The organism is Pseudonocardia aurantiaca (assembly GCF_039526725.1).
Lineage (GTDB): Bacteria > Actinomycetota > Actinomycetes > Mycobacteriales > Pseudonocardiaceae > Pseudonocardia > Pseudonocardia aurantiaca.
Genome location: NZ_BAAAJG010000008.1, coordinates 864,226 through 890,220, shown reverse-complemented (window position 1 = coordinate 890,220; position 25,995 = coordinate 864,226). Strand labels below are relative to the sequence as shown.

Here is a 25,995-nt window from a genome sequence, read left to right as displayed (position 1 = left end):
TCCCGGGCAGGCGGACGTCGATGCGATTCTCGTCCGCAGTGCGTAATGGATGATGCGGAACGGATCGATCACGGCGGAGAGAGACAGTTCTGTCGCAGGGGAGAAACGCTAGACCCGTCCCTCTCGGGGGTCAACGCGCACTTCACGGGCATTTTTCGGGCGGCGTGGCAGCAACTGCACCCGGTGGTGTCCGGCAGTGCGACCGAGTTGTCTTGTGGTTTCTGTCACATGCTGGCAACCTCAGCTCCGAGGCGTCCACCACCGCCGACGGAGGGCCCGCCCCCATGGCCGAGCTCGAGCCGCGCAACTTCCTGCAGCCGTGCCTGTTGCTGCTCCTGCGAGAGCGGCCCGACCACGGCTACGAGCTGGCTGCGCGGCTGCGGCCGATGCACGACGGGGAGGGCGACGCCGGCGGGGTGTACCGGGCGCTGCGCGGGATGGAGCGCCAGGGGCTCGTCCGTTCCGAATGGCACACCTCCGACGTCGGGCCGGCCAAGCGCACCTACTTCGTCACTCCCGACGGCGTGTCGTTCCTCGACGAGCTGGCCGTCACCTTGTCCCGCACCCACGAGGCGCTGCACGTGTTCCTCGACCGCTACGCCCGGGTGGTCGCCGCCGCGACGCGCGGCACCGCTGAGGGGAGCAACAATGGCCACCGAACCGATCAACGGCCCGAGCAACGGGTCGACACCAACGGCAACAACGGCAGCAACAACAACGCTGACCGCTGCGGACGCAACGGAGGCGTTCAGCCGGCGCGCCGGCCCGATCGAACTGCTGGCCGCTGACGCCCCGGCGCTCGCCGCGGCGTGCCACGCGATGGCACACCGGTTCCACCGCGGTGGAAGGCTGCTCGTGTTCGGCACCGGGTTGTCGGCGGCCGACGCGGCCCACGTCGTCGTCGAGTTCGTGCATCCGGTGATCATCGGCAAGCGCGCGCTGCCGGCGCTCGCGCTGCCCGGAGCCGCCGCCGGGTTCGCCGCCGAGCTCGAGCTCTTCGGCGGGCACCGCGACATCGCGCTCGCGATCGCGGCCGACGGCGGTGACGACGGGCTCGCCGACGCACTCACCGTCGCCCGCGACCGCGGGATGCTCACCGTCGCGCTGCTCGGCCAGACCGACGGGCCGGTGTCCCGCCTGAGCGGCCTCGACCACGTGCTCACGGTCCGCTCGCCCGACCCGCGGGTGGTCCGCGAGGGCCACGTCACCACCTACCACGTGCTCTGGGAGTTGGTGCACGTGTTCCTGGACGCCCCGGAGGTTTTCCAGTGATACCGGACGAGAACCCGGGCGAGGTCTGCATCACGTGCTCCGATGCCGCTGTCCGCGTGACCGTCACCGCGCTGCTCGCGGACGGGCTCGCGATGGTCGACACCGGCGCCGGTACCGAGGAGGAGGTCAGCGTGGCGCTCGTCGATGCCACGGTCGGGGACACCGTGCTCGTGCACGCAGGCGAGGCGATCGCGAAGGTGGCGCCGGCATGAGTACCGAGTCCCTCTACCCGTTCCTGCACACCGGAGCGGCCGACCGCGACGTCCTGCTGCGGGACGTCGCCCGTTCCACCGCGGAGAAGGTCGCCGAGATCGGACGGCTGCGTGCGCAGGTCGTCGAGGCCGACGGCGACCGGATCGCCGCCTGCGCCTCGGCGATGGCCGCGCGGTTCGCCCGCGGCGGCCGGCTCCTCGTGTTCGGCAACGGCGGCTCCAGCACGGACGCCGCCGCGATGGCCGCGCTCTGCGTCGGCGGCGGGGCCGGTGCGCGGCGGCTCCCGGCGTTCGCGCTCGCCAGCGATGTCGCCACCCTCACTGCGCTCGCCAACGACGTCGGGTTCGAGAACGTGTTCGCCCGTCCCGTGGCCGCCGCAGGCCGGCCCGACGACATCGCGATGGGCCTGTCCACGAGCGGCGGGTCGGCCAACGTGCTGCGTGGGCTCGCAGCCGCCCACGAGCGCGGGCTGCTCACCGTCGGGCTCGCCGGGTACGCGGGCGGTGCGATGGCCGAGGCGGCGGCGCGCGGGGAGATCGACCACCTGTTCGTGATGCCGTCGTCGTCGGTCCACCGCATCCAGGAGGCCCAGACCACCACCTACCACGTGCTCTGGGAGCTGGTGCAGCGAGCGCTGGGCCCGGCGTGACCGTCCGTTCGCGGATCCGGGTCACGGGGATCGTGCAGGGCGTGGGGTTCCGCCCGTTCGTGCACGGGGTTGCCGCCGAGCTGGGGCTCGCGGGGTTCGTCGGCAACGACGAGTCAGGGGTGGTCATCGAGGCCGAAGGCCCGGCCCCGGCGGTCGAGGCGCTGGTCACGGCGTTGCGTGAGCGCCCACCGCCGCTGGCGTGCGTCACCGGCGTGACGGCCGCGGGTGTGCCGGTGCAGGGCGGCACAGGGTTCGGGATCGTGCCGAGCACCGCAAACGGGCACCGGGTCGCACTAGTCGCCGCCGACACCGCCACCTGCGCCGACTGCCTCGCCGAGCTGCGCGACCCGGCCGACCGTCGCTACCGCCACCCGTTCATCACGTGCACGAACTGCGGGCCCCGGTTCACCATCGTGACCGGGGTCCCCTACGACCGCGCGGCCACCACGATGGCAGGTTTCCCGATGTGCGCGGCGTGCGCCGCCGAGTACCACGACCCCGCGGACCGGCGGTTCCACGCGCAGCCCGTCTGCTGCCCCGACTGCGGCCCCACCCTGCGGTTCACCGGAGGACCGGGGGACCCCGTCGTGGCCGCGGCCGACGCCCTGCGCGCCGGAGCCGTGATCGCCGTGAAGGGGATCGGCGGCTACCACCTCGCGGCGCTCGCCGGCGACGAGTCGGCCGTCGCGGCGCTGCGGGCTCGCAAGCACCGGGAGGACAAGCCGTTCGCCGTGCTCGCGACGGGGCTCGACGGGGCGCGGGAGCTGGGCGAGGTGAGCGCGGCCGAGGCCGTCGAGCTGACGTCCCGCCGGGCGCCGATCGTGCTGCTACGCAGGCGGCCGGACGCCCCGCTGGCCGTTGCCGTCGCTCCCGGCAACGACCGCGTCGGGGTGCTGCTGCCCTACACGCCGATCCACCACCTGCTCCTGGACGAGCTGGCCGCTCCCATCGTGCTGACCAGCGGGAACGTCTCCGACGAGCCGATCGCCCACCACGACGACGACGCTTCGCAGCGGCTCGGCGGCGTCGCGGACGCGTTCCTGACGCACGACCGGCCCATCCGCACCCGCGCGGACGACTCGGTGCTGCGGGTCGTACGCGGGCGGGTGTACCCGGTGCGCCGGTCGCGCGGGTACGCGCCGGAACCGCTGGCGCTCGCCGTCGCCGCCGCCGGGCCGGTGCTCGGCTGCGGCGCCGAGCTCAAGAACACCTTCTGCGTGCTGCGGGGATCGGAGGCGTTCCCGTCGCACCACGTGGGCGACCTGGAGAACGCCGAGACGCTCGCCGCCTACACCGACGGGATCTCCCACCTCCAGCGGCTCCTCGACGTCGAGCCGCGGGTGCTCGCGCACGACCTGCACCCGGAGTACCTCTCCACGAAGTACGCGCTCGCGAGGGCCGAGGCCGACCCGGAGCTGGAAGTGGTCGGCGTGCAGCACCACCACGCGCACCTGGCGGCGTGTCTCGCGGAGAACGGCGAGGCGGGGCCGGTGATCGGGATCGCGTGCGACGGGCTCGGCTACGGCAGCGACGGTGTGCTCTGGGGCGGCGAGGTGCTCGACGTCTCGCTCAGCGGGTTCCGCAGGCTCGCCCACCTGGAACCGGTTCCGCTCCCAGGCGGGGCCACTGCCATCCGCCAGCCGTGGCGGATGGCGGTGCCCTGGCTGCGGGCCGCCGGCGCCGAAGCGGACGGGCTCGCCGTCGCCACCGGCAACGCCGAGCGGTGGCGGCAGGTGGAACGGCTCTTGGACTCCGGGGTCGACGTCCCCGTCACCACCAGCGCCGGACGGCTCTTCGACGCGGTCGCGGCGCTCGTCGGCTTGCGCGACGCGGTGAACTACGAGGGCCAGGCGGCGATCGAGCTGGAGCAGTGCGCGGCGGCGGTCGGGGAGTGCGACGGCTACCCCGCCCGGCTCGACGCCGGTGTGATCCGGGCAGGCGACCTGGTCAGCGCGGTGGTAGCCGACGTGCGCCGGGGCGTCGCCGCGCCGGTGGTGGCGGCGCGGTTCCACGAGGGCCTCGCCGACGTCCTGGCCTGCGCGGCGGTGGACGCCGCGGCCACGGCGGGGCGGGACGCGGTGGCCCTGTCCGGCGGGGTCTTCCAGAACCTCCGCCTGCTCGACGGGCTGACCCGGCGGCTGGAAGCCGCCGGGCTGCGCGTGCTCGTGCACTCCCGGGTGCCGTGCAACGACGGCGGCATCAGCCTCGGGCAGGTGGCGGTCGCCGCGGCGGGCTCCGCGGCCGCCGTCAGCTGACCCCGATTACGTGTAGCACTCGATCGAGCAGTCGGAAGTCATCAACGTTGCGGGTGGCGAGGCTAAGCCCGTGCCACTCGGCGGTGGCCGCGATCAGCAGATCCAGCCTGCGCGGCCGAGGATCGCGGCCACCTGCCCTGATCACGTTGGCGAGCATCCCGTACGACTCGGCCACGGCGGCGTCGAAGGGGATCACCTCCATCGTTCCCGTGACGATCTGCAGCCGGCGGCGTCGCCGCTGCCGTTCGACCGGATCTTTCGCCGCGCCAACCCCGTATTCGAGTTCCGCGACGGACACCGCGCTGACGGCGACCTCGTCGGCGATCGAAGCGAACCCGGCCGGCGGCGGACTGATGATCACCGACGTGTCGAGCAGAACCTGACGTGCGCCAGTCACCGCTGCTCGCCGCGCTCCCATGGGTCCGCCGGACTGTCGTCGTCGAAGACAGCGTCCGATTCGGCCATGTCCTCGGCCCACGACTCCGGATCCGGACCCTGCCCTGCGCCGGCGAAGATCTGGTCCAGATCTTCCGCCGGAACCAGCCGCCTTCGCGGGGGTGTTCGCTGGTGCGGCACCAGATCAGCCACCGGCCGGCCGTGCACCGTCACGGTGAAAGACTCGCCGTCGGCGACCCGGCGCATGATCTCGGCGTTGTTGTTCCGGAGTTCGGACTGGCGGATCGGCTCGGCCATGGCGCAAGGATAGCTTCCGATAGCGGAATCGCTATCGGGTGCGCGCCTGAAAGCGCGGCCTCTGCCGCTCAGCTCAGCCCTCGCCACCTGCGGTGCCCGGCGCGAACTGCGCCATCGACACCTCGAGCGCCGCGGCGATCTCGTCCGGCGTGGCCGTGCCCGACTCCTCCACGACGACCCGCCACGCCAGCACCGACTGCCGCGCCAGCTCGATCCCCTCCGGCGAGTTGCCGGCCTCCACCGGGTTGTCGGCCACAACGCCGACGCAGTACTGGCCGATGGCGAAGAGCGCCAGGTCCCACCCGGGCCCCACGTACAGCGCGCCCGCGCCGCTCCTGGCCATCTCGATCGGCACCGTGTGCTCCAGCTCAAGGGCGGTCCGCTCGTCGTCCAGTGGCGTGAGCCGCACCTCGACGACGCTCGTCTCGTCGCCGAACGTCACGCGCAGCAGCCGCGGCGCCTGGCACGCGAGGATCTCCCCGCCCGCGTTGCCCTCCAGCTGGAACTGGCCTCCGACCTGCAGGTCCCCGCTGACCGGTAGGAACCAGCGCCGGAGGCGCTCAGGGTCGGTGATCGCGTCCCAGACGTCGGCGACGCCGGCCTCGCACGTGCGTTCCACCAGGACGGAGACGGTCTCCCCGCTCGTGGTGGTGCTGCGCCCGACCTTGCGGCCGATCGCCTTGAGCTGGTCTGCGATGTCGATCATGGTTCGTCCTCTCCCCGGTGTTCCCGGGTGGTGTCGGTGGGCTCGTGCTGTTCACGTGCACGGCGGTCCCGCTTGCCGCGGGCCAGCTCGGTGGCGAGGGCGTCGAGGTGCTGGTTCCAGAATCGCCGGAAGCGTTCCAGCCACATGTCGACCTCCTCCAGCGGTCGCGCGTCGACCGAGTAGAGGCGGCGGGTGCCTTCGGCCCGCACGGTCGCGAAGCCGTTCTCCCGCAGCACCCGCAGGTGCTGCGACACGGCGGGCTGCGAGATCCCGAACTCGCGCTGGATCACCGTGACGACGGCACCCGAGGTCAGCTCGCCCTCGGCGAGCAGCTCGAGGATCCGGCGGCGCACCGGGTCGCCCAGGACGTCGAACGCGTGCACGGGCGAACTATGTCAGTGAGAGATTATATAAGTCAAGCCTGGTGCTTGAGCCAGGTGTACCAGTCGGCCAGCCCGTCGCCGCGGGTGGCGGAGACCTCGAGCACCTCCACCTGCGGGTTGGCCCGCCGGGCGGAGGCGACGCAGTCGGCGACGTCGAAGTCGACGTAGGGGAGCAGGTCGACCTTGTTCACGAGCATCAGGTCGGCAGTGCGGAACATGTGCGGGTACTTGAGTGGCTTGTCGGCCCCCTCCGTCACCGACATGATCACGACCCGCGCGGACTCGCCGAGGTCGAACAGCGCAGGGCACACGAGGTTGCCCACGTTCTCGACGAAGAGCAGCGTCCCCCGTGGCGGGTCGAGCCGTTCCAGGCCCGCCGCCACCATGTCGGCGTCGAGGTGGCAACCCGCGCCGGTGTTGATCTGGAGGACCCGAGCCCCCGCCGCGCTGATCCGGGCCGCGTCGAGCTGGGTCTCCTGGTCGCCCTCCAGCACCGCGCACGGCAGGTCGGCACCGAGGTCGCGGATCGTGCGTTCGAGCAGGGTGGTCTTGCCCGAGCCCGGGCTGCTCATGAGGTTGAGCGCCATGATCCCGCGCTCGGCGAGCACGCGACGGTTGCGGGCGGCGAGGTCGTCGTTCTTCGCGAGCAGGTCCACCTCCAGCGCCACCGTCCGCCCGGGCTGGTGGTCGTGGGGGTGCTCATGGCCGTGGGGGTGCTCATGGGCGTATCCGTGGTCGTGGGTGTGTCCCGGGTCGAGGCACGGTTCGACGATCCGGATGCCGGCGTCGTCGGAGCAGCCGCAGGTCGCGCACATCTAGACCACCTCCACCTCTCGGATGCGCAGCTCCTGCCCGCCGCGCACCTCCACGTCCGCGCTGCCGCACTCGCACAGGGGCAACACCTCGCCGGTCTCGAAGTCTGCGCCGCAGGTCCGGCACCGGGCGAGCCCCGGCGGCTCGTCGATCTCCAGGGCGGCGCCTTCGCACGTCGTGCCGGTCGCCACCATCTCGAAGCAGAACCGCACGGCGTCAGGCACCAGCCCGGAGAGCTGTCCGACCTCCAGGCGGATGCGCCGGACCTGGGCGTCGTGCAGCCGCTGCGTCACCGCTGTGACGACGCTCTGCGTGATCGACAGCTCGTGCACGGTCAGCAGATCCGGGGGAGCGGATCGCCCACCAGCAGGTCCACGATCCGCGTGCCGCCGAACGCGGTACGCAGCAGCACCAGCCCCGGCGGGTCGTCCGCGACGGTGCCGATCACGGCGGCGCCGTCGCCGAGCGGGTGGGAGCGCAGCGCGGCCAGCGCGGCGTCCGCATGCTCGGCCGCGACCAGCGCGACGAGCCTGCCCTCGCACGCCACGTACAGCGGGTCGATCCCCAGCAGCTCGGCGGCGCCGTTGACGACCGGGCGCACCGGCAGCGCGGCCTCGTCGAGCACCACGGCCACCTGCGACGCGACGGCAACCTCGTTGCAGATCGTCGCCACACCGCCGCGGGTGGCGTCGCGCAGCAGCCGCACGCCGTCACCGGTCGCGTCGAGCAGGGCGGCGGTGATCTCGTGCAGCGGGGCGGTGTCGGAGACGATGTCGGCCTCGATGTCCAGCTCGCCGCGGGCCAGCATCACGGTGATGCCGTGGTCGCCGATCGGCCCCGACACGAGCACCTTGTCCCCGGGCCGGGCCGCTGCGGCCGAGAGCACGACCTCACGTTCCAGCAGGCCGACTCCCGCCGTGTTCACGTAGCAGCCGTCGGCCTTGCCGCGCTCCACCACCTTGGTGTCGCCGGTGACGATCTGCACGCCCGCCCGCTGCGCGGCCGCCGCCATCGAGGCCACGATCCGCTGCAGGTCGGCGACGGGGAACCCCTCTTCGAGGATGAAGCCGCAGGACAGGTAGAGCGGCCGGGCCCCGCACATCGCGAGGTCGTTGACCGTGCCGTTGACGGCCAGGTCGCCGATGTCGCCGCCGGGGAAGAACAGCGGCGAGACCACGTAGGAGTCGGTGGTGAACGCCAGCCGGCCGGCCGCGGTGGCGAGCTGCGCCCCGTCCTCCAGCAGCTCCAGCACCGGGTTGCGGAAGGCGTCGAGGAACACCGCCTCGATGAGTGTCTGGGACGCCTTGCCGCCCGCGCCGTGGGAGAGCGTGATCCGCTCCTCCTTGATCCGCGCCTTGCGGGCGCGGGCCTTCGCGATGCGGGCCAGCACCTGCTCCTCGCGGGTCAGGTGTTCGGCTCCGGCGTGGGCGGCGACCGCCTCCTCGGCCCAGTTCGCCTGGGTCGGGCTTGGTTCGATGGCGGCCTCGCGAGCTCGGCCGACGTCCGAACCGAGGTCGTGCGTGGTCATGCGCGGGTCGCCTCCCTGACGCGTTCCCGGCTGAACCGGCCGAAGTTGTAGTACGCGGCGCAGGCGCCTTCGGACGAGACCATGCACGTGCCGATCGGCGTCTCGGGTGTGCACGCGGTCCCGAAGACCTTGCACTCCCATGGCTTGAGCACGCCCTTGAGCACCTCGCCGCACTGGCACGCCTTCGGGTCGGCCACGCGCACCCCGGGTACCTTGAAGATCCGCTCGGCGTCGAAGGCCGCGTACTTGTCCCGTACCTGCAGGGCGGAGTGCGAGATGAACCCGAGCCCGCGCCACTCGAAGTGCGGCCGCAGCTGCATCACCTCACCGATCACCTGCAGCGCCTTGGTGTTGCCGTCCCACGGCACCACGCGCGCGTACTGGTTCTCGATCTCGCAGCGGCCCTCCTTGAGCTGCAGCAGCAGCTGGTAGACCGACTGCAGGATGTCGAGCGGCTCGAACCCGGCGCACACCAGCGGCTTCCCGGCATCCCGGGCGATCCATTCGTACGGACGGCAGCCGATCACCGTGGAGACGTGACCGGGGCCGATGAATCCGTCGAGGCGCAGGTCCGGCGAGTCGAGGATGGCCTTGATCGCCGGGATGATCGTGACGTGGTTGCAGAAGATCGAGAAGTTGTCCAGCTTCTCGGCGGCGGCCCGCAGCACCGTCATCGCCGTGGACGGGGCCGTGGTCTCGAACCCGATCGCCATGAACACCACGCGCTTGTCCGGGTTCTTCCGGGCGATCTTGAGCGCGTCCAGCGGGGAGTAGACCATCCGGATGTCGGCGCCCGCGGCCTTCGAGTCGAAGAACGAGCCCCGCCCGCCGGGGACCCGCATCATGTCGCCGAACGAGGTGAGGATGACGTCCTCGCGCTCGGCGATCGCGATGGCGTCGTCGACCCGGCCCATCGGGATCACGCACACGGGGCAGCCGGGGCCGTGCACGAGCGAGACGGTCTCGGGCAGGTAGTCCTCGAGGCCGTGCTTGTAGATCGTGTGCGTGTGCCCGCCGCAGACCTCCATGAACTTGTACCGGCGGCCCGGCTCGCACAGCTCGGCGATCTTCGCGGCCAGCACGCGGGCCAGCTCGGCGTCACGGAACTCGTCGACGAACCTCATGTGATATCACTCGCCGCGAGCGCCTCCAGCTCGTCGGTGTAGGCATCACCGAGGCCGGTCAGGAAGTCCAGCGACGCTTTGGCCTCCTGTTCGTCGATCTTCGACAGCGCGAATCCGACGTGAATGAGGATCCACTCACCGGGTTCCAGGTCCAGGTGGCCGTCCTCGCGCAGCAGCCCGATGTTCACCGCGCGCTTGACGCCCTCCACGCTGACCATCGCGAGGTCCTCGTGATCGGCCATCAGCTCGATCACCTCCCCCGGGATGCCGAGGCACATGGCGCTCTCCTCTCCGCCGGACTACATCCGGCGCATGTCGCGGTAGCGGGCGATCTCCCCGCGGGACTGCACAGCGAGCACCGCGGCGACCACTGCGAGCGTCATCAGGACGACGAGCAGCAACGTGCGGATCATGGTCTGGCTCCTTCGACTTTCGTGACCTCGGCGAGCAGCGCGACGACCGCGTCGGCGGCAGGCTCCACCGCCGCGGCCACCGGCTCGCTCAACCCGATCCCCTCGACCAGCTGCGCGGGCTCGCAGCCGACGACGAGCACTCTCCCGACCGGGCGGGCGATGCCCATGGACGCGGCGAGTGTGTCCAGCTGGGCCAGCACCGCCGCGGGGTCCATCCCGTGCGGGTCCCACGCGGCAGGCCCAGAGCCCGACGCCGAGTCCGGCGCCGGGTCCGGCGCGTCGAGGTCGTGCTCCAGCCTGTAGAGGGTGCCGGGCGGGTCCCCGCGCTGCACGGTGTCGACCAGCACGAGGGCCGCGTAGCCGTCGAGGAGCTGGTAGGCCAGGTGCATCCCGCGGATGCCCGTGTCCATCAGCTCCACACCGGGCGGCAGCTCGCGCTCCCGCAGCGCGCGCACAACCTCCACCCCGAACCCGTCGTCGGAGAGGAGCAGGTTGCCGATCCCCGCCACGAGCACCCGACGGTCCGCAGGCGCGGTCATGTGACCGCCTCCAGCTCGTCGGGCCGGAAATAGCGGAACCGGCCGTGCGCTAGCTGCATCTCCGCGGCCGGGTCACCGTCCACCGACACGGCGACGTGCACGCCGCCGTCGACGTCGTGGACGACGGCCTGGACGGTGGCGCGCATGCCGGTGAGGAACAGGTCCTGCACGTCCCCGCCGCTCCCGGGCCGCAGCACGACGTGGCTGCCCTTCGCCACGGGGACGCCGCCGACCAGCACCGAGTCGGTGTCGGGATCGACGGAGGCGTCCGCGCCGGGGTTCCACCACGGCACCTGGTCGGGTGGCTGCTCGACCGGGCTGTCGGCGCCCGCGGTGCGCATCGAGCGGATCGCGCCGTGCAGCCGTTCGAGGATCTCCGGCGGCATGGCGTCGACCGCGTCGATGATCCCGGCGGCTCGCGGGTCGGTGGCGCGGGCCTCGGCCTTCTCGTCGTCGGTGAGCACCAGCGTCCGCAGGGTGAGGATCTCGTCGTTCTCCAGCCCGTCGAAGAGGTTCACGGTGCTCTCGGGGGCGAGCTGCGGGTGGTCGGCCAGGATGATCGGGGAGGAGAGCACGAGGTCGTCGCGGTCGGCCGGGCCGGCGAGTACCGGCCAGGTGTGCTCGTTGACGCAGTCCGCCGCGAAGGGCGTGGCCCACTGCGGTGGTTCGGTGAGCGAGAGGAACGCGCCGGGCCGGGCCGCGAGCAGCGTGTGGGCGGCGATGAGCGAGGTCCGCAGCACATCCTCGCGTGGTGCGCCAGGTTCGCAGACCCCGTCGTTGACGACGTCGAGGCGCAGCCGGTACACGAGGTACGGACCGGGCAGGTCGGTGACCGACACGACGATGCGCCCGGTCACCGTCCAGGACTTGCGCACGACGAGGCCCGCGAGCGTGCCCGCGCTGTCGCGCACCTCCTCGACCTCGCGGCCCCCCGGCAGGTGCACCGGCACCGTGACCTCGCCGTCGAGCAGGTCGGCCATGGCGATCGCGGCGTCGACCTGGCGTGGCACGCCCTCCTCGAACCGCAGATGCCGGTGGCCGTCGACGACCAGCCCGTCGACGGGGTCGCCGTCCACTGTGTGCGGCAACCTGGCCTGGAGCTGGAGGCAGCGCAGCCGGACGTGCAGTATCCCGCCGTCCCGGCCCGGCTCCAGCAGGGTCTCCGTGCGGTTGCGCGTCGGCTCGGTGCCGTCGGCTTCGGGGGTGAGCACGCCGAACTGCCAGCGCAGCCGGTTCTTCTGCGCGGACGCCCGGTACGGGTAGAGCAGGTAACCCTCGAACAGCACGGCGTCGGCGACGGCGCCCACCTCGTCGAGCACGGTGCCGAGCTCCGGCGCAGTCACGACCCCGCCTCCTTCAGCAGCCGCTCGAACGTCTCGTCCCAGCTGGGGATGACCCGCTCGGAGCGGTACGCGGCCAGTGCGTCGAGCGTCTCGCGGCGCACCCGCACCCAGGCCCCGCCGGGGAAGTGCTCGTTCATCGCGGCCCGCCAGACCGAGACGGGCAGCCGCAGGGTGGCCTCCTCGTGCCACGCGACGGGCCCGACCTGCACGCCCGTCGGACCGGCGTAGAACACCGAGCCGGAGAACAACAGCAGCAACGGGATCCCGCGGTCCGCGGCAGAGTCGTCAGCAGCGGCGTCGGAGAGGCCGTGGAAGTACTTGGTGGCGGCGATGTCGAGGTCGTAGGTCAGCGGCACGGGCAGCGCCACGGTCGTCGATCCGGTGAAGCCCTGGACGGTGCTTGCGACCATCGTGAGCTGGAGCGGGTTGAGCGTCTCCCCCCACCGGGACGGCTCGCCGAACAGGTCGGTGAGCTTGGCCTCCTCCTCCGGTGTGTAGGTGCGGCCGCGCGGTTCGATCCGGATCTGCGTGCGCAGGGCGACGGCGTGCACCCGCTGCCCGCTGTCCTCGTCGATGCGCAGGTCGAGCAGCAGCGACGGCCCGGCCGCGTACGGTTCCGGACGGGCGCCGGTGCAGGTGAACCGCAGCACGTCAGCCCCCCTGCGGCAGGGGGCGGGCCAGCTCGTGCAGCTCGGCGAAGAAGGCGTCGATCTCCCGCCACGCGACCGCACCGCCGTCGAAGCCCTTCCAGTGCAGCCGCACCAGCCCCACCAGCCGGTAGCAGGCGTCGATCGGCACGAGCAGGCACCCGCCCGGCCCGCTGCGCTCGTCCGTGCCGCCCTTCTCCTGGCGCCGCACGAGCAGCGCCTCGACGTCGGGGGCCAGTTCGGCGGCGAGCCTGCCCGCCCCGACCCCGGAGGCCCACGCCGTGAGGCTCAGCTCGCTCTCCGTCGCACCCGCCGGGCCGGGATAACACGCGACGATCTCGTCCCGCGCGGAGTTGCGCAGGAAGAACGCGAGGCCGACCGGGATCTGCAGCGCCTCCCACTGCGCCGCCGTGAGATCGAACCCGGGGTCGGACAGGTAGCGGTCCGGCACCCGGCGGTACTCGCCCCCGCCCGCGCCCGGGTTGTCGAACAGGAACGCGCACGGCCCGCACGCGCACAGCATCCGGCGGTCGACCACCTGCACCAGGTGCGGATGCTGTTCCGGGACGGGCGTGGCGCACAGCTCGCACACCTCCGGGGCCGGCGCCCGCGCCTCGGGCTCGGCCAGCAACCGGCGGAGCGACCCGAGTCCCGTCACGAGCGGACGCCCTCTGGTGGGCGCAACCCGATCTGCAGAAGCGCGGGCCCGGCGGGGACGGCGTCGAAGACGACGCCGGCCACCTCCGGGGCCAGCTCCTCGATCGCGGAGGCCACCACGTCCTTCATCGTGTCGGTCCCACAGCCCCCGCCGCTGATCTCGACGTGGACCTGTCCCGCGGCGTCGAGCCCGGCGAGCCGCAGGCCCGTGCCGTGCGACCCGAGCCGGCGCCGCGCCGCGTCGAGGGCGTGACCCAGCCGCTGCTCCACCGGCACCGGGTGCAGGTCGTGCAGCGCGAGCAGGGCTGCGACCAGCGGGTCCGCCGCCATCCGGTGCACGATCGTCTCGCCCGCCCCGGCGCGGACGATCGAGACCATCTGCTCGAGGCCGGTGCCGTAGAACCGCATGAGTACACGCACCAGCTCCTCGGCGGCGTGCCCGACGCGGGGCCCGCCGTCCGCGGTGATGCCCTCCAACAGCTCCTCGACGCGCGTCGCGAGCCCTTGCGGGTCCAGGTCCGACGACGCCATCTCAGATGTTGTTGAGCATCGACGGCGACGTCATGCGGTGCAGCGGCTTCCCGTCGCCCTTGTACATGTGCACACCACAGGGCAGGCACGGGTCGAAGCTGCGGACCGCCCGCATGATGTCGATGCCCTTGAAGTCCGCCCCCCGGCTCTCCTCGAAGATCGGCGTGTTCTGGACGGCGTCCTCGTACGGGCCCGGTGTGCCGAAGGAGTCGCGGACGCTGCCGTTCCACGGGGTCGGCGGGTACGGATGGTAGTTCGCGATCTTCCCGCCGCGGATCACCATGTGGTGGCTGAGCACGCCGCGCACGGCCTCGGTGAAGCCGACCGACAGCGCCTCGTCCGGCACGGTGAACTTCTCCCACGTCTTCGTGTTGCCCGCCCGGACCTCCGCCAGTGCCTTCTCGACGAAGTGGATGGCGCACGCGGCCGCGTAGGCCTGGAAGTAGGTGCGGGCGCGGTTACGCTCGATCGCATTGGACAGGGGCTGGCCCTCCCGGTCGTGCGGGATCTTCCACTCGAAGCTGACCTCGGGCTTCAGGGCGGTGCGCGGCAGGTTGATCTGCACGCTGTGCCCGGTGGCCTTCACGAGCTCGATGTCCACGAGGCCGGCCAGCGCCGTGGCCCACAGGCGGGCCAGCGGGCCGCCGCCGGTGTCGAGGGCGAGGTGGTCCTTGCCGTCGAACCAGCGCGGCGACATCGTCCAGCTGTACTTGTCGTCGAAGTCGCGCTTCTGCGGCGCCGGGATCGTGTGCTGGTTCCAGGGGTGGCGCCGGTCCACCGGGTTGCCCAGCGGGTCGTGCGTCGCGAACATCTCCTGGTCTTCCCAGTCCCGGTAGAACGAGCTGCCGAGCAGGATGCGGATGCCGAGCCCGATCTCGACCAGGTCGTTCGTCACGAGCCGCCCGTCGACGACGATGCCGGGCGTCACGAACATATTCCGGCCCCAGTTGGTCATCGTCCGGTAGCGGAAGTCGCAGTGGTCGGGGTCGTTGAACGCCCCCCAGCAGCCCAGCAGCACCCGCCGGCGTCCGACGTCCTCATAGCCGGGGAGGGCCTCGTACATGAAGTCGAAGAGGTCGTCGTGCATCGGCACGACCCGCTTCATGAACTCCACGTACCGCATGAGGCGGGTGTAGTAGTCGGTGAACAGCTGGACCGTCGCCACCGTGCCGACGCCGCCCGGATACAGCGTGGAGGGGTGCACGTGGCGGCCCTCCATCAGGCAGAACATCTCCCGCGTGTAGCGGCTGACCTGCAGCGCCTCCCGGTAGAAGTCGCCGGTGAACGGGTTGAGGGCCCGCATGATGTCGCCGATGGTGCGGTAGCCGTGTACCGCCGCGTTGGGCGAGTCGGTGCGGTTGGCCAGCTCGAGGACGCCGGGGTTGGTCTCCGCGACCATCTTCTCGCAGTAGTCCACCCCGACCAGGTTCTCCTGGAAGATGTTGTGGTCGAACATGAACTCGGCGGCCTCGCCGAGGTTGATGATCCACTCACCGAGGTGTGGCGGGCGCACCCCGTAGGCCATGTTCTGGTTGTAGACCGAGCAGGTGGCGTGGTTGTCGCCGCAGATCCCGCAGATCCGGCTCGTGATGAAATGCGCGTCCCGCGGGTCCTTGCCCTTCATGAAGATCGAGTAGCCGCGGAAGATCGACGACGTCGAGTGGCACTCGGCAACGCGCTGCTGCGAGAAGTCGATCTTCGTGTAGATCCCGAGGCTCCCGACGATGCGGGTGATCGGGTCCCACGCCATCTCCGTGAGGCCCTGCTTCTCGGTGTCGACGCTCGCAGGCTTCGGCTGTGTGGTGGTCATGGTCGCCCCTCACCAGGACTTTCGGAAGCCAGTGGTCAGCTCGCGGCCGCTGTGCCGCCAGACCGGTTCCTTGTCGAGCTTGCGTTCGGTGATCGCGCGCAGCCGGCGGATGATGCCGCCGTAGATGCCGCTCGCGGTGCCGGAGACCTTGCTGCCGGGCGGGGCGTCCATGAACGGCATGAACTTGTCCGGGAAACCGGGCATCGTGCATCCGATGCAGATCCCGCCGACGTTCGGGCAGCCGCCCACGCCGTTGATCCAGCCGCGCTTGGGCACGTTGCACTTGACGACAGGGCCCCAGCAGCCCAGCTTCACAAGGCACTGGGGCTGGCCGTACTCGGTGGCGAAGAGGCCTTCCTCGTAGTAGCCGCCGCGGTCGCAGCCCTCGTGCACCGTCTTGCCGAAGAGCCACGTGGGCCGCCCGGCGTTGTCCAGCGGGATCATCGGAGCCGCGCCCGTGGCCTGGTACAGCAGGTAGAGAATCGTCTCCGACAGGTTGTCGGGTTGCACGGGGCAGCCGGGCACGTTGACGATCGGGATGCCGGCGGGGGTCTTGAAGTCCCAGCCGAGGTAGTCCGCCACGCCCATCGCGCCGGTCGGGTTGCCGGCCATCGCATGGATGCCGCCGTAGGTTGCGCACGTGCCGACGGCGAGGACGACCAGGGCCTTGGGCGCGAGCCGGTCGAGCCACTCGCTCGTTGTCATCGGCTGCCCGGTCTCCGGGTTGTTGCCGAACCCGCACCAGTAGCCCTCTGGCTTGATCTTCTCGTTCGGGATGGATCCTTCCACCACGAGCACGAAGGGCTCCAGCTCACCCCGGTCGGCCTTGAAGAACCACTCGATGAAGTCGTTGTTGCTGCCCACCGGCCCGTTGTCGAAGTCGATCAGCGGCCAGTGCACGGCGATCTTCGGAAGGCCCGGGAGTGCGCCCAGCGCGATCTCCTCGATGCTGGGCTGGGTCGCGGCGGTGAGGGCGACTGAGTCTCCGTCACAGCTCAGCCCCGCGTTGATCCAGAGAATGTGGACGGTTGGTGCCTCGACCTCGGTGGTGGACATCGGCGTCCCCTCGGGGGGCGCCCGTCCGCGCAGAGGCGCCCGTCGGTGTGGTGGTGGGACCGTTGTAACGGGGGCGACCGGGCGGGGTAAGTGGACGCGCGCACTAGGTGCGCTGCCCACTCACCGTCGAGTGCCGGATCGGTGGGCGTCAGCGCCCGCCGGCCCACGCCGGAGTCAGCCGGCGGGCGATCCGGTCGGGCAGCTCGCTGTGCTTGCGGCTCAGGGCGGGCTTCTCGACGAGGTACCAGGAGAGCGCAGCGGGCAGGAGCGTGATCGCGAGGCCCGCGGGAAGGAACACGGCGGTGGGCAGGTCGCCCAGTGCGGTCAGGGCGAGCAGTTGCAGCATCGGCCAGTGGTAGATGTAGAGGCCGTAGGAGAGGTCGGCGCGCATCGACCAGGGCCACGGGAACACCACGCCGAACCAGAGGAACAGGTAGGCGAGCGGCACGGCCCCGAGCACGCGGTAGTCGTCGAAGAGCGCCACGCTCACGAGGAAGATCGCGGCACAGGCAGCGGCGATGCCACCGTGCACGGGGATGCGGTGGGCGTAGAGGTACGCCGCGGCGCCGAGCAGGAACACGAGCACCAGCCGCAGCAGCCGGTCGTTGACCAGCACGGGAAGCCCGGCCTCCTGCATCGCCGTGAGTAGGAGCAGCACGGCCAGCGCCGCAGGCACGAGCACCGGCCTGCGGCGCAGCAGCCCCGCCACGCCGAGCGCGGCGACCAGCGCGTAGCAGAGCGCCTCGAACGCGAGCGTCCAGAGCGCGCCGTTGAAGCTGTACTCCCGCGGACGGTCGACGAGGATCCCCGCGATGTCGTACTGGACGATCAGGAGCCCGGCGTTGCCGAGCACGTACTGCAGCGCGGACGGTTCGCCGGTGAACGCCGCCGCGGGGGACATGCCTCGGAGGGCGGCCACGATCGGCGCGACGACCAGGGCGACGAGGGCCAGACACACCCAGAACCCCGGCATGATCCGCAGGAACCGGTGCCAGGCGAAGCGGGGGAACGACTCCAGCGTGAACCAGCTGCGGGTGATCAGGAAGCCACTCAGGATGAAGAACCCGTCGAGCCCGAAGTCACCGAGCGTGGAGTTCCCGAAGCGGGGCTGGCTGCCGGTGTGGATGGCGAGGCCGTGCGAGCACGCGACGAGCAGGGCGAACGACAGGCGCAGCACGTCGAAGCTGTTGCGCCGAGGGTCGAAGGTGTCCAGGAGCGTCGGCATGAGTCCTTCCCGGTCGTGACGTACCCCCACTCGATCGGGATCTACTATGCGTCGGCGCACCTGTGCGCGCGCTGAGATGAACTCTTCCGCATGTGCAGAGTGCAGCCGCCACGGCTCGCGGTTCTGCGTGCCGCTTATGCCCGCAGAGCCCGCGCCTCGTCCCTCACATAGGCGTAGGGTTCCTCCCGCCGCGCCGACCACGCGTGCCGGCCCGTCAGGACAGCCGGGTGGAGTGCTCCTGCATCTGCAGCGCGTCCCGGACGGCCTCCCGCAGGCCGGTCGGCGGCCTGCCGAGCATGTTCTCGACCGTGACGACGATCATGATCTGGTTCTCGCGTGTTCTAGTCCTCGGGCCGCAGCTCGGGCCGCGGGGGTCCGTCCAGCCCCAGCTCCTCGATCTCGTCGTCCTGAGGGAGCTCCGGTTCGCGCCACAGCTCGGCGCGCGTGGGCCCCACGCCTCGCAGCTCGTTCTCGATCTCGCGCTGGAGCTCCTCGTCCTTGGCGGCGCCGTGCTTCGCACTTCCGCGTTCGACCACCGTGTCCTCCAAGGCTGGGCGGCGGATGGCGGGGTAGGGGTTCCCAGGATGGGATCGGTCGAACCACCTCGCCACCTCGGATGGATCCGGACGGGCCGGGTACCGGACCGAGGTGAACCGTCGCCCGCCACGTCCGTTCCGCGAGCCGCGCCCGCCCGGGAGGCGCCGCGGCCGGTTCGGCATGTGGGGCCCGATCCCGTACTACTCGACGCGCACCCGGCGCGGGTCGGAGGTGTCCGTCGGCGGGTGCGGGTGCTGCCTGCCGATACCGCTGCTCGCCGCGCTCGGCCTGTGCGCGTTCGTGTCGCTGGTGGCCCGGGTGGTGCGCCGGCGTCCACGTGTGAGACACAGCCGCAACACCCGGTGCGGCCTTCGGGCGGCAGGTGGGAGGATCAGGCGGTGATGCAGATCGGCGAGGTCGCCGCTCGGGTCGGGCTCTCGCTGCGGACCATCCGGCACTGGGACGAGGTGGGTCTCGTCGTGCCGTCCGAGCGATCGGCGGGCGGCTTCCGCCTCTACAACGAGGCAGACATCGAACGGCTCGCCCTGGTGAAGACCCTCAAGCCCCTCGACTTCAGCGTGGAGCAGATGCGCGACCTGCTCGACACGATCGACGGTGTCGAAGCCGACACCGGCGAGGACGCCGAGCACACGGCCGAACTGATGCGCCGCCTCGCGGTGTACCGCGCGGTGGCCGACGGCCGGGTGGAGGCGCTGCGCGCACAGGTGCAAGGCCTGGAGACGCTGTCGAAGAAGCTCCGCCGCCTGACCAAGGCCACAACCCGCGGCTGACGGCACCACGTAGAGTTAGTGGCCTGATGTCAGAAGCAAGGTCGCAGCTCCCCACCTCAGGGGGCCCCACGTCGAACGGCCCCACCTCGAACGGTACAGCGGAGGCCCGGATCACGGCCGAGGCCGCGAGGCGCCGCACGTTCGCCGTGATCAGCCACCCGGACGCGGGCAAGTCCACGCTCACCGAGGCGCTCGCGCTCTACGCGGAGGTCATCGACGAGGCGGGTGCCGTGCACGGCAAATCCGGGCGGCGGGGCGTCACGTCCGACTGGATGGAGATGGAGCGCAAGCGCGGCATCTCGATCACGTCGGCGGTGCTGCAGTTCGCCTACCGCGACTGCGTGATCAACCTGCTCGACACCCCGGGCCACGGTGACTTCTCCGAGGACACCTACCGGGTACTCGCGGCCGTCGACGCCGCGGTGATGCTGCTCGACGCCGCGAAGGGCCTCGAGCCGCAGACGCTCAAGCTCTTCGACGTCTGCCGCACCCGCGGCATCCCGGTGCTCACGTTCGTGAACAAGTGGGACCGGCCGGGCCGCGAGGCCCTGGAGCTGCTCGACGAGGTGGAGCAGACGATCGGGCTGCGGCCGATGCCGCTCACCTGGCCGGTCGGCGTCGCAGGCGAGCTGCGTGGGCTCGTCGAGGTGGAGACCGGCGAGTTCCGCCGCTACACGCGCACGGCCGGGGGCGCCACGCGGGCCACCGCGGAGCTGGTGCCCGCGGACGTGATCGGGGCGGAGGAACCGCAGTACTGGGAGGCGGCACAGGACGAGCTCGCTCTGCTGCAGGAGATCGGCGCCGCGTACGACGAGAAGGACTTCCTGACCGGCGCCGCCACCCCCGTCCTCTTCGGCGCCGCGCTGAACGGGGTGGGTGTGGCGCGGCTGCTCGACGCGCTTGTCGAGCTGGCCCCGGCGCCGGAGCCCCGCGAGGACGCCGGCGGCGACCCGCGCCCGCTGGAGGCGTCCACGTCCGGACTGGTGTTCAAGGTGCAGGCCGGGATGGACCGGGCGCACCGCGACCGCATGGCGTTCGTGCGGATCTGCTCGGGCCGGTTCGAGCGCGGGATGGTGCTCACGCACGCGGCCACCGGGCGCCCGTTCGCCACGAAGTACGCGCAGGCGGTGTTCGGCCAGCAGCGCACCACGGTGGAGGAGGCGTTCCCCGGCGACATCGTGGGCCTGGTCAACGCCGGCGCCCTGCGTCCCGGCGACACCCTGTACTCGACCGACCTGGTCGAGTTCCCGTCGATCCCGAGCTTCGCGCCGGAGCACTTCGCGGTGGTCCGCGGCGCGGACGCCGGCACGTACAAGCAGTTCCGGCGGGGCATCGAGCAGCTCGACAGCGAGGGCGTGATCCAGGTGCTCACGTCCGACCTGCGTGGCGACCAGGCGCCGGTGCTCGCCGCCGTCGGCCCGCTGCAGTTCGAAGTGGTCACCGCGCGGCTGGAGTCGGAGTTCCGCGCGCCCGTCACGCTGGAGCACCTGGGCTACTCGATCACCCGCCGCACCGACGCCGCGGGCGCGCAACTGCTTTCGGGGCAGAGCGAGGTGGAGGTGCTCACCCGCCGCGCCGACGGCGCGCTGCTCGCGGTGTTCAGCAACAAGTGGCGGATGGAGACGGTGCGCCGCAAGTTCGAGGACCTGGTGCTGGAGCCGCTGCCGGCGGGCAGCGAACGCTAGCGCTGCCGGCGTCGGTTGGCGGATCCTCCTAAGCCTGCCCGCGTGCGCGTCCACCGGTTCGTCGGGTCCGTGGGTGTCCGCCGCCACAACCGCGCGCGATCGTTGAGCCGTCCCGCCGCCCAGCTCAGCGAGGTGCTCAGTGCGCGCGAAACGACGTCCCCATCCCGTCGACGAGATGCTGCCGGTCGGCAAGCTGGCCGTGTACGGGTTCCAGCACGTGCTCGCCTTCTACGCGGGCGCGGTGATCGTGCCGATCCTGCTGGCCGGTGCGATCGGGCTGTCCGAGCGCGAGCTGATCCACCTGATCAACGCCGACCTGTTCACCTGCGGGATCGCCTCGATCATCCAGGCCGCCGGGTTCTGGAAGGTCGGCGTGCGGCTGCCGCTCCTGCAGGGGGTGACGTTCACGGCGGTGTCGCCGATGATCGCGATCGGGCTGGCGGCCGGCGGGGGCACGGACGGCCTCCTGGTGATCTACGGGGCGGTGATCGTCGCCGGGCTGGCCACGTTCCTCGTCGCCCCGTTCTTCGGCAGGCTGATCCGCTTCTTCCCGCCGGTCGTCACGGGGTCGGTGATCCTGATCATCGGGCTCGCGCTGCTCCCGGTGGCCGCCCTCGACGCGGTCGGGGGCGGCTCCGACCCGCAACCCGGCAACCCACGCCACCTGGCCTACGCGCTCGGCACGCTCGCCGTCATCGTGCTCATCCAGCGGCTCTTCCGCGGGTTCATGGCGACGGTCGCGGTGCTCGTCGGGCTCGTGCTGGGCACGCTCGTGGCGTGGCTGCTCGGCGATGCGCATTTCGACGCCGTCGGCGACTCCGCCTGGCTCGGCGTCACCACGCCGTTCCATTTCGGGTGGCCGCAGTTCAGCATCGCCGCGATCGTGTCCATGATCGTGGTCATGCTCATCACCGCCGTCGAGACCACGGGGGACGTCTTCGCGACCGGCGAGATCGTGGACAAGCGGGTCGGGCGCGAGGACGTGGCCCGTGCGCTCCGCGCCGACGGGCTCGCCACCACCATCGGCGGCGTGTTCAACTCCTTCCCCTACACGTGCTTCGCCGAGAACGTCGGGCTCGTGCGGCTGACCCAGGTCAAGAGCCGGTGGGTGGTCGTCGCGGCGGGCGCGATCATGATCCTCATCGGGCTGGTGCCGAAGGCGGGCGCGATCGTCGCCGGCATCCCGCACCCGGTGCTGGGCGGCGCTGCGCTCGCCATGTTCGCCACGGTCGCCGTCGTCGGCATCCAGACGCTCGCGCGCGTGGACTTCCACGACCACCGCAACATCGTGATCGTCGGGTCGAGCGTCGGGCTGGCGATGTTCGTGACGGCCCAGCCGGACATCGCGACGGCCGTGCCCGGCTGGGCGCAGATCATCCTGGGTTCGGGCATCACGCTGGGCAGCATCACCGCGATCGGGCTGAACGTCGTGTTCCACGACGTCGGCAGGGGTCGCGGTCCCGCTGTCGCGGGCACGCCGAGCGCCGGGAGCGTGCGGCTGGAGCAGGTGAACGGGATGAGCCGCGAGGAGTTCGTGGCGACGTTCCGACGCCTCTTCCAGGGCCCCACCGACGTCGTGGGCCGGGCTCACGACCGCAGGCCCTTCGCCGACACCGCGAACCTGCGCGCGGCGTTCCAGGAGGCTCTGTTCTCCGCGCCGGCCGACGAGCAGCGCGCGCTGATGGCCGCGTACCCCGACCTCGGCGCCGACCGCGTCGCTGACGGCGAGGAGGGCGAGGACTCCGTGCGCGACCAGTCCGCCGCCGGCCTGACCCGCCTCGCCGACGAGGACCGGGAGGAGTTCGCGGCGCTGGCCGCGGCGTACCGGGAGAAGTTCGGTGTGCCGCTGATCATCTGCGTGCGCGACGCCGCATCGCGGGACCGGATACTGGTCGAGGGGCGGCAGCGGCTCGACAACTCCCCCGCACAGGAGCACGCCGCCGCGCTGATCGAGATCGCCAAGGTCGCCAACCACCGCCTCGCCGACCTCGTGGCCGGCGCGAACCCCATCGCCTCCGCCCGGGCGAGGGCGTTCGGGAGAGGAGTCGAGTGAACATCGCCGAGTTCGACGGCCTGCAGGCCGCCGAGGCCGAACGGGAGCTGCTCACCGTGTGCAGGTCCCCCCGCTGGGCGCGGGACGTGGCCGCCCGGCGCCCCTACGGATCGGCCGACGCTCTGCAGGCCGCCGCCGCGGCCGCCCTCGTCGATGACGACCTCGACGACGCCATGGCCGGCCACCCCCGCATCGGCGACCGCAGCGCGGGCGGGCAGTCCCGCCGCGAGCAGAGCGCCGTCGCCACGGCCGAGGCGGACGTGCTCACCGCGCTCGCGGAGGGCAACCGCGAGTACGAGAAGCGGTTCGGGCACGTCTACCTGGTCTCCGCCACCGGCCGCAGCGCCGACGAGCTGCTCGCCACGCTGCGGGCCCGGTTGGGCAACGACCCGGCCACCGAGCGCACGGTCGCGCTCGCGGAGCTGGCGGCGATCAACCGCCTCCGCCTGAACCGGCTCGTCAGGGAGGGGGCGTGAGCCTCTCGACGCACGTGCTCGACGCGGCGCACGGGCGCCCGGCCCCTGGAGTGTCCGTCCGGCTCACCACCATGGGCGGGGACCACCTCGTCACCGCCGTCACCGACGACGACGGGCGCATCCGGGAGCTCGCCGCCGAGCTCGCCGCCGGGAACTACCGGATCACGTTCGACACGGCCGCCTACTTCGCGGCCACCGGCCAGCAGGGGTTCTACCCCGAGGTGGCCGTCACCTTCACCGTCACCGATGCGGGGCAGCACCACCACGTACCGCTGCTGCTGTCCCCGTTCGCCTACTCGACCTATCGCGGGAGCTGACAGATGGGGATCACCCTCGGCGCAGACCAGTACGGCAAGGCGGAGAACCGCCTCGTCCGCATCTACCGGGACACCCCGCGCCACGAGATCCGGGACGTCACCGTGTCGACGGCGCTGCGCGGCGACTTCGCCGCCGCCTACCTGCACGGCGACCAGGCGCAGGTGCTGCCGACCGATACGCAGAAGAACACCGCCTACGCGTTCGCGAAGGAACACGGGCTGCACGCGATCGAGGAGTACGCCCTGACGCTCGCCCGGCACTTCGTCGACGACGTCGAGCCGGTGCACGGCGCCCGGATCGCCGTGGACGAGTTCGCGTGGGACCGCGTGCCGGTCGGCCCGGAGGGCCACGACCACACCTGGGTGCGCCGCGGCCAGGACGTCCGGACGACGGTGGTGGACGTGTCCGACACCGGGACCGAGGTGGTGTCCGGGCTGCGGGACCTGGTGCTGCTCAAGTCGACCGGCTCGGAGTTCGCGGGCTTCCTGAAGGACGGCTACACCACCCTCGCCGAGACGAACGACCGGATCATGTCGACCGCCCTCGTCGCGCAATGGCGTTACACCCAGACGGACGTGGACTGGGACAAGGTGTGGGCCGACGTCCGGCGCATCATGCTGGAGCAGTTCGCGACCGTGCACTCCCTCGCCCTGCAGCAGACGCTGTGGGAGATGGGGAAGGCGGTGCTGGAGGCGCACCCGGAGATCGGTGAGATCAACCTGCAGGCCCCGAACAAGCACCACTTCGTCGTGGACCTCTCCCCGTTCGGGCTGGAGAACCCCAACGAGGTCTTCTACGCCGCCGACCGCCCATACGGCCTGATCGAGGCGACGGTAACCCGCACCTAATCCCGCGAGTCGGGCCCTGAGTGCGCGCGAGTCGGGCCTGAGTGCACGCGAGTCGCCGTAAAAGTGCGAGCGAGTCGCGGTGAAAGTGAGCGCGAGTTGCTATGAAAGTGAGCGCGAGTTGCGGTGTGCGGGCGCGCTCACCCTGCGACTCGCACGCACTTTCCCAGCGACTCGCGCGCCTGAATTCAGCGACTCGCGCTCTCTTTTTCGGCGACTCGCGGGCTTTGGCGCGTTCGTGTCAATGGCCCAGGAGGTCTGCCACCAGGTCCTCGTGCGTCAGGGTCCACGCCCTCTCGCCCAGCGGGACCGTGAGCTGCACGACCTCGCCGTCGTAGTGCGCCCGCAGCCACGGGGCCACCTTCTTCGCCAGCCCCTGCATCGCCACGTTCTCCGGCAGCACCGCGCCGCGCAGCTCGGGGTAGCCGAGCCGCTCGGCCAGGGACGTCAAGGCGGTCAGGAGGCGGGTCCCGACGCCGCGACGCTGCCAGGCGTCGATGACGGACACCGCGAGCTCGGCGCCCGCTCCCGGATCGCCGCTGCCGATCACCCGCGCGATCCCGACGGGCACGCCGCACGCCCGCGCAACCACGGCGGCGTGACGCCGGCCGTCGATGTCCGCGAGGCGGGCGCGGACCGGCGGCGGGAGCCGCGGGACGGGGGAGTGGAACCGCAGGTAGCGGCTGTGTGGCGATAGCCCGGCGAACACGGCATCGATCGCAGGTCCGGCGTTCGCCCGGTCCAGGGGCTCCACGACCACGGTCGAGCATTCAGTAAGAGCACGAACGATCGTGCTATTTTGTGCCGACAGAACCATGGTGCTCCTCCGTGAGGGGGCGAAAGATCAGGCGGCGGCTGCGGCCAGGAGCCTGTCGAGGGTGGTGCGCGCCCTTGCGCCCGCCTCCGGGTCCGACAGCAGCCGGCTGGTGAGGTGGAAGGCCAGCATCACGCCCTCCAGGTCCTGGGCGAACTGGCGCGGATCGGCGTCGGGCCGGAACTGGCCCTCGGTGATGCCGCCGGTGAAGATCATCGCGATGGTGTCGGTCCAGTCCCGCTGGTTGCTCACCAGTCGGTCCCGCAGCGGGCCGGGCTGGTCGTCCAGTTCGAAGGCGGCGGCGACGAGGGGGCATCCGCCCTCGGCGGAATCCCACTCGAGCCAGTTCGCGAACAACGCGCGCACCCGCGGCTCCCCACGCGGTGCCTTGAGCGCAGGGCGGATGACCTCGAGGGTGAACCGCTCGGTGTTGTGCTCCACCACCTGCAGTTGCAGGGATTCCTTGGAACCGAAGTGGGCGAAGAGGCCGCTCTTGGACATTCCCGTCTGGGTGGCGAGCGAGCCGATCGTCAGCCCGCCGAGCCCGACGCGACGCATCAGCCGTCCGGCCTCGTCCAGGATGACCCCGCGGGTCGCCTCACCTTTGGCCATGTGTCCG

At 71.5% G+C, this 25,995-nt stretch carries 31 protein-coding genes; 11 read left to right on the top strand and 20 right to left on the bottom strand.

What is annotated here, in order from left to right; translation table 11 throughout:
• Nucleotides 1–284 precede the first annotated feature (284 nt).
• From ABD143_RS14120 to hypF, 5 genes are read left to right on the top strand one after another with little or no spacing between them, the layout of a single operon-like run.
• Nucleotides 285–788, top strand: a complete 504-nt coding sequence (locus ABD143_RS14120; protein ID WP_343976877.1) for a PadR family transcriptional regulator — start codon at nt 285–287, stop codon at nt 786–788.
• Between the two features lie 31 nt (nt 789–819).
• Nucleotides 820–1,272: a phosphoheptose isomerase gene (locus ABD143_RS14115; RefSeq protein WP_343976875.1), complete on the top strand. Its 453-nt coding sequence runs from the start codon at nt 820–822 to the stop codon at nt 1,270–1,272.
• Nucleotides 1,269–1,484 carry a HypC/HybG/HupF family hydrogenase formation chaperone gene (locus ABD143_RS14110; protein WP_343976873.1) on the top strand — a complete coding sequence of 72 codons (216 nt, stop codon included), beginning with the start codon at nt 1,269–1,271 and terminating at the stop codon, nt 1,482–1,484. Before ABD143_RS14115 ends, ABD143_RS14110 begins: the two co-directional genes overlap by 4 nt.
• Nucleotides 1,481–2,134: a D-sedoheptulose-7-phosphate isomerase gene (locus ABD143_RS14105; RefSeq protein ID WP_343976871.1), complete on the top strand. Its 654-nt coding sequence runs from the start codon at nt 1,481–1,483 to the stop codon at nt 2,132–2,134. The genes ABD143_RS14110 and ABD143_RS14105 overlap by 4 nt, the downstream gene beginning before the upstream one ends.
• Nucleotides 2,131–4,389 (top strand): carbamoyltransferase HypF, encoded by a 2,259-nt coding sequence (gene hypF, locus ABD143_RS14100; protein ID WP_343976869.1) that lies wholly within the window; start codon nt 2,131–2,133, stop codon nt 4,387–4,389. The genes ABD143_RS14105 and hypF overlap by 4 nt, the downstream gene beginning before the upstream one ends.
• On the opposite strand, the gene ABD143_RS14095 is transcribed toward hypF, so the two are convergent.
• From ABD143_RS14095 to ABD143_RS14010, 18 genes are all read right to left on the bottom strand, one after another.
• Nucleotides 4,382–4,786, bottom strand: a complete 405-nt coding sequence (locus ABD143_RS14095; RefSeq protein ID WP_343976867.1) for a type II toxin-antitoxin system VapC family toxin — start codon at nt 4,784–4,786, stop codon at nt 4,382–4,384. The genes hypF and ABD143_RS14095 overlap by 8 nt on opposite strands.
• Nucleotides 4,783–5,082 (bottom strand): type II toxin-antitoxin system Phd/YefM family antitoxin, encoded by a 300-nt coding sequence (locus tag ABD143_RS14090; RefSeq protein WP_343976864.1) that lies wholly within the window; start codon nt 5,080–5,082, stop codon nt 4,783–4,785. The genes ABD143_RS14095 and ABD143_RS14090 overlap by 4 nt, the downstream gene beginning before the upstream one ends.
• Before the next feature lie 73 nt (nt 5,083–5,155).
• The gene (locus ABD143_RS14085; RefSeq protein ID WP_343976861.1) at nt 5,156–5,788 is read right to left on the bottom strand and encodes an SRPBCC family protein; all 633 of its coding nucleotides are present in this window, start codon (nt 5,786–5,788) and stop codon (nt 5,156–5,158) included.
• A complete protein-coding gene (locus ABD143_RS14080; protein ID WP_343976858.1) occupies nt 5,785–6,171 on the bottom strand; it encodes an ArsR/SmtB family transcription factor in 387 nt (128 codons plus the stop codon). Before ABD143_RS14080 ends, ABD143_RS14085 begins: the two co-directional genes overlap by 4 nt.
• 32 nt (nt 6,172–6,203) lie before the next feature.
• Nucleotides 6,204–6,986, bottom strand: a complete 783-nt coding sequence (gene hypB, locus ABD143_RS14075) for a hydrogenase nickel incorporation protein HypB (RefSeq protein WP_343976855.1) — start codon at nt 6,984–6,986, stop codon at nt 6,204–6,206.
• Complete coding sequence (locus tag ABD143_RS14070; protein ID WP_343976852.1) at nt 6,987–7,316, bottom strand: hydrogenase maturation nickel metallochaperone HypA/HybF; 330 nt, start codon at nt 7,314–7,316, stop codon at nt 6,987–6,989.
• 2 nt (nt 7,317–7,318) lie between these two features.
• A complete protein-coding gene (gene hypE, locus ABD143_RS14065) occupies nt 7,319–8,392 on the bottom strand; it encodes a hydrogenase expression/formation protein HypE (protein ID WP_343977440.1) in 1,074 nt (357 codons plus the stop codon).
• Between the two features lie 116 nt (nt 8,393–8,508).
• Complete coding sequence (hypD, locus tag ABD143_RS14060; protein WP_343976849.1) at nt 8,509–9,636, bottom strand: hydrogenase formation protein HypD; 1,128 nt, start codon at nt 9,634–9,636, stop codon at nt 8,509–8,511.
• On the bottom strand, nt 9,633–9,914 hold the full coding sequence (locus tag ABD143_RS14055; protein WP_343976846.1) for a HypC/HybG/HupF family hydrogenase formation chaperone: 282 nt from the start codon (nt 9,912–9,914) through the stop codon (nt 9,633–9,635). The genes hypD and ABD143_RS14055 overlap by 4 nt, the downstream gene beginning before the upstream one ends.
• Before the next feature lie 131 nt (nt 9,915–10,045).
• A complete protein-coding gene (locus ABD143_RS14050; RefSeq protein WP_343976844.1) occupies nt 10,046–10,588 on the bottom strand; it encodes a hydrogenase maturation protease in 543 nt (180 codons plus the stop codon).
• On the bottom strand, nt 10,585–11,931 hold the full coding sequence (locus tag ABD143_RS14045) for a hypothetical protein (protein ID WP_343976841.1): 1,347 nt from the start codon (nt 11,929–11,931) through the stop codon (nt 10,585–10,587). Before ABD143_RS14045 ends, ABD143_RS14050 begins: the two co-directional genes overlap by 4 nt.
• On the bottom strand, nt 11,928–12,581 hold the full coding sequence (locus ABD143_RS14040) for a DUF6084 family protein (RefSeq protein ID WP_343976838.1): 654 nt from the start codon (nt 12,579–12,581) through the stop codon (nt 11,928–11,930). Before ABD143_RS14040 ends, ABD143_RS14045 begins: the two co-directional genes overlap by 4 nt.
• A gap of 1 nt (nt 12,582) precedes the next feature.
• The gene (locus tag ABD143_RS14035; protein ID WP_343976835.1) at nt 12,583–13,236 is read right to left on the bottom strand and encodes a DUF5947 family protein; all 654 of its coding nucleotides are present in this window, start codon (nt 13,234–13,236) and stop codon (nt 12,583–12,585) included.
• Nucleotides 13,233–13,766 (bottom strand): NifU family protein, encoded by a 534-nt coding sequence (locus ABD143_RS14030; RefSeq protein ID WP_343976832.1) that lies wholly within the window; start codon nt 13,764–13,766, stop codon nt 13,233–13,235. Before ABD143_RS14030 ends, ABD143_RS14035 begins: the two co-directional genes overlap by 4 nt.
• Nucleotide 13,767: 1 nt before the next feature.
• The gene (locus tag ABD143_RS14025) at nt 13,768–15,576 is read right to left on the bottom strand and encodes a nickel-dependent hydrogenase large subunit (RefSeq protein ID WP_343976829.1); all 1,809 of its coding nucleotides are present in this window, start codon (nt 15,574–15,576) and stop codon (nt 13,768–13,770) included.
• A 9-nt stretch (nt 15,577–15,585) separates the two neighbouring features.
• Nucleotides 15,586–16,632 (bottom strand): NADH-quinone oxidoreductase subunit B family protein, encoded by a 1,047-nt coding sequence (locus tag ABD143_RS14020; RefSeq protein ID WP_343976826.1) that lies wholly within the window; start codon nt 16,630–16,632, stop codon nt 15,586–15,588.
• A 148-nt stretch (nt 16,633–16,780) separates the two neighbouring features.
• On the bottom strand, nt 16,781–17,857 hold the full coding sequence (locus ABD143_RS14015; RefSeq protein WP_343976823.1) for an acyltransferase family protein: 1,077 nt from the start codon (nt 17,855–17,857) through the stop codon (nt 16,781–16,783).
• 341 nt (nt 17,858–18,198) lie between these two features.
• Nucleotides 18,199–18,393 (bottom strand): hypothetical protein, encoded by a 195-nt coding sequence (locus tag ABD143_RS14010; RefSeq protein ID WP_343976820.1) that lies wholly within the window; start codon nt 18,391–18,393, stop codon nt 18,199–18,201.
• Nucleotides 18,394–18,795: 402 nt separating this feature from the next.
• Here ABD143_RS14010 and ABD143_RS14005 point away from each other — a divergent pair, with 402 nt between their 5' ends.
• The 6 genes from ABD143_RS14005 (at nt 18,796) to pucL (ending at nt 24,565) form a co-directional block, all read left to right on the top strand.
• Complete coding sequence (locus tag ABD143_RS14005; RefSeq protein ID WP_343977437.1) at nt 18,796–19,185, top strand: MerR family transcriptional regulator; 390 nt, start codon at nt 18,796–18,798, stop codon at nt 19,183–19,185.
• Nucleotides 19,186–19,211: 26 nt separating this feature from the next.
• Complete coding sequence (locus ABD143_RS14000; protein ID WP_343976817.1) at nt 19,212–20,870, top strand: peptide chain release factor 3; 1,659 nt, start codon at nt 19,212–19,214, stop codon at nt 20,868–20,870.
• A gap of 139 nt (nt 20,871–21,009) precedes the next feature.
• A complete protein-coding gene (uraD, locus tag ABD143_RS13995) occupies nt 21,010–22,923 on the top strand; it encodes a 2-oxo-4-hydroxy-4-carboxy-5-ureidoimidazoline decarboxylase (RefSeq protein ID WP_343976814.1) in 1,914 nt (637 codons plus the stop codon).
• Nucleotides 22,920–23,399: a 2-oxo-4-hydroxy-4-carboxy-5-ureidoimidazoline decarboxylase gene (gene uraD / locus ABD143_RS13990; protein ID WP_343976811.1), complete on the top strand. Its 480-nt coding sequence runs from the start codon at nt 22,920–22,922 to the stop codon at nt 23,397–23,399. The genes uraD (ABD143_RS13995) and uraD (ABD143_RS13990) overlap by 4 nt, the downstream gene beginning before the upstream one ends.
• Nucleotides 23,396–23,716, top strand: coding sequence for a hydroxyisourate hydrolase (uraH, locus tag ABD143_RS13985; RefSeq protein WP_343976808.1), 321 nt, complete (start codon nt 23,396–23,398; stop codon nt 23,714–23,716). Before uraD (ABD143_RS13990) ends, uraH begins: the two co-directional genes overlap by 4 nt.
• A gap of 3 nt (nt 23,717–23,719) precedes the next feature.
• A complete protein-coding gene (gene pucL / locus ABD143_RS13980) occupies nt 23,720–24,565 on the top strand; it encodes a factor-independent urate hydroxylase (protein WP_343976805.1) in 846 nt (281 codons plus the stop codon).
• A gap of 238 nt (nt 24,566–24,803) precedes the next feature.
• Here pucL and ABD143_RS13975 read toward each other — a convergent pair whose 3' ends face one another.
• Nucleotides 24,804–25,322, bottom strand: a complete 519-nt coding sequence (locus tag ABD143_RS13975; RefSeq protein WP_343976802.1) for a GNAT family N-acetyltransferase — start codon at nt 25,320–25,322, stop codon at nt 24,804–24,806.
• 84 nt (nt 25,323–25,406) lie between these two features.
• Complete coding sequence (locus ABD143_RS13970; RefSeq protein ID WP_343976799.1) at nt 25,407–25,988, bottom strand: TetR/AcrR family transcriptional regulator; 582 nt, start codon at nt 25,986–25,988, stop codon at nt 25,407–25,409.
• Between the last annotated feature and the right edge of the window lie 7 nt (nt 25,989–25,995).

Excerpts from the sequence above, each read along its gene's own strand:
- ABD143_RS14050 (WP_343976844.1), bottom strand. The coding sequence starts at position 10,588 with ATGACCGCGCCTGCGGACCGTCGGGTGCTCGTGGCGGGGATCGGCAAC.
- ABD143_RS14000 (WP_343976817.1), top strand. The coding sequence starts at position 19,212 with ATGTCAGAAGCAAGGTCGCAGCTCCCCACCTCAGGGGGCCCCACGTCG.
- ABD143_RS14030 (WP_343976832.1), bottom strand. The coding sequence starts at position 13,766 with ATGGCGTCGTCGGACCTGGACCCGCAAGGGCTCGCGACGCGCGTCGAG.
- ABD143_RS14085 (WP_343976861.1), bottom strand. The coding sequence starts at position 5,788 with ATGATCGACATCGCAGACCAGCTCAAGGCGATCGGCCGCAAGGTCGGG.
- ABD143_RS14090 (WP_343976864.1), bottom strand. The coding sequence starts at position 5,082 with ATGGCCGAGCCGATCCGCCAGTCCGAACTCCGGAACAACAACGCCGAG.
- ABD143_RS14105 (WP_343976871.1), top strand. The coding sequence starts at position 1,481 with ATGAGTACCGAGTCCCTCTACCCGTTCCTGCACACCGGAGCGGCCGAC.
- hypB (WP_343976855.1), bottom strand. The coding sequence starts at position 6,986 with ATGTGCGCGACCTGCGGCTGCTCCGACGACGCCGGCATCCGGATCGTC.
- hypD (WP_343976849.1), bottom strand. The coding sequence starts at position 9,636 with ATGAGGTTCGTCGACGAGTTCCGTGACGCCGAGCTGGCCCGCGTGCTG.
- ABD143_RS14015 (WP_343976823.1), bottom strand. The coding sequence starts at position 17,857 with ATGCCGACGCTCCTGGACACCTTCGACCCTCGGCGCAACAGCTTCGAC.
- ABD143_RS14055 (WP_343976846.1), bottom strand. The coding sequence starts at position 9,914 with ATGTGCCTCGGCATCCCGGGGGAGGTGATCGAGCTGATGGCCGATCAC.
- ABD143_RS14120 (WP_343976877.1), top strand. The coding sequence starts at position 285 with ATGGCCGAGCTCGAGCCGCGCAACTTCCTGCAGCCGTGCCTGTTGCTG.
- pucL (WP_343976805.1), top strand. The coding sequence starts at position 23,720 with ATGGGGATCACCCTCGGCGCAGACCAGTACGGCAAGGCGGAGAACCGC.
- ABD143_RS14020 (WP_343976826.1), bottom strand. The coding sequence starts at position 16,632 with ATGTCCACCACCGAGGTCGAGGCACCAACCGTCCACATTCTCTGGATC.
- ABD143_RS14005 (WP_343977437.1), top strand. The coding sequence starts at position 18,796 with ATGCAGATCGGCGAGGTCGCCGCTCGGGTCGGGCTCTCGCTGCGGACC.
- ABD143_RS14115 (WP_343976875.1), top strand. The coding sequence starts at position 820 with ATGGCACACCGGTTCCACCGCGGTGGAAGGCTGCTCGTGTTCGGCACC.
- ABD143_RS13970 (WP_343976799.1), bottom strand. The coding sequence starts at position 25,988 with ATGGCCAAAGGTGAGGCGACCCGCGGGGTCATCCTGGACGAGGCCGGA.
- ABD143_RS14025 (WP_343976829.1), bottom strand. The coding sequence starts at position 15,576 with ATGACCACCACACAGCCGAAGCCTGCGAGCGTCGACACCGAGAAGCAG.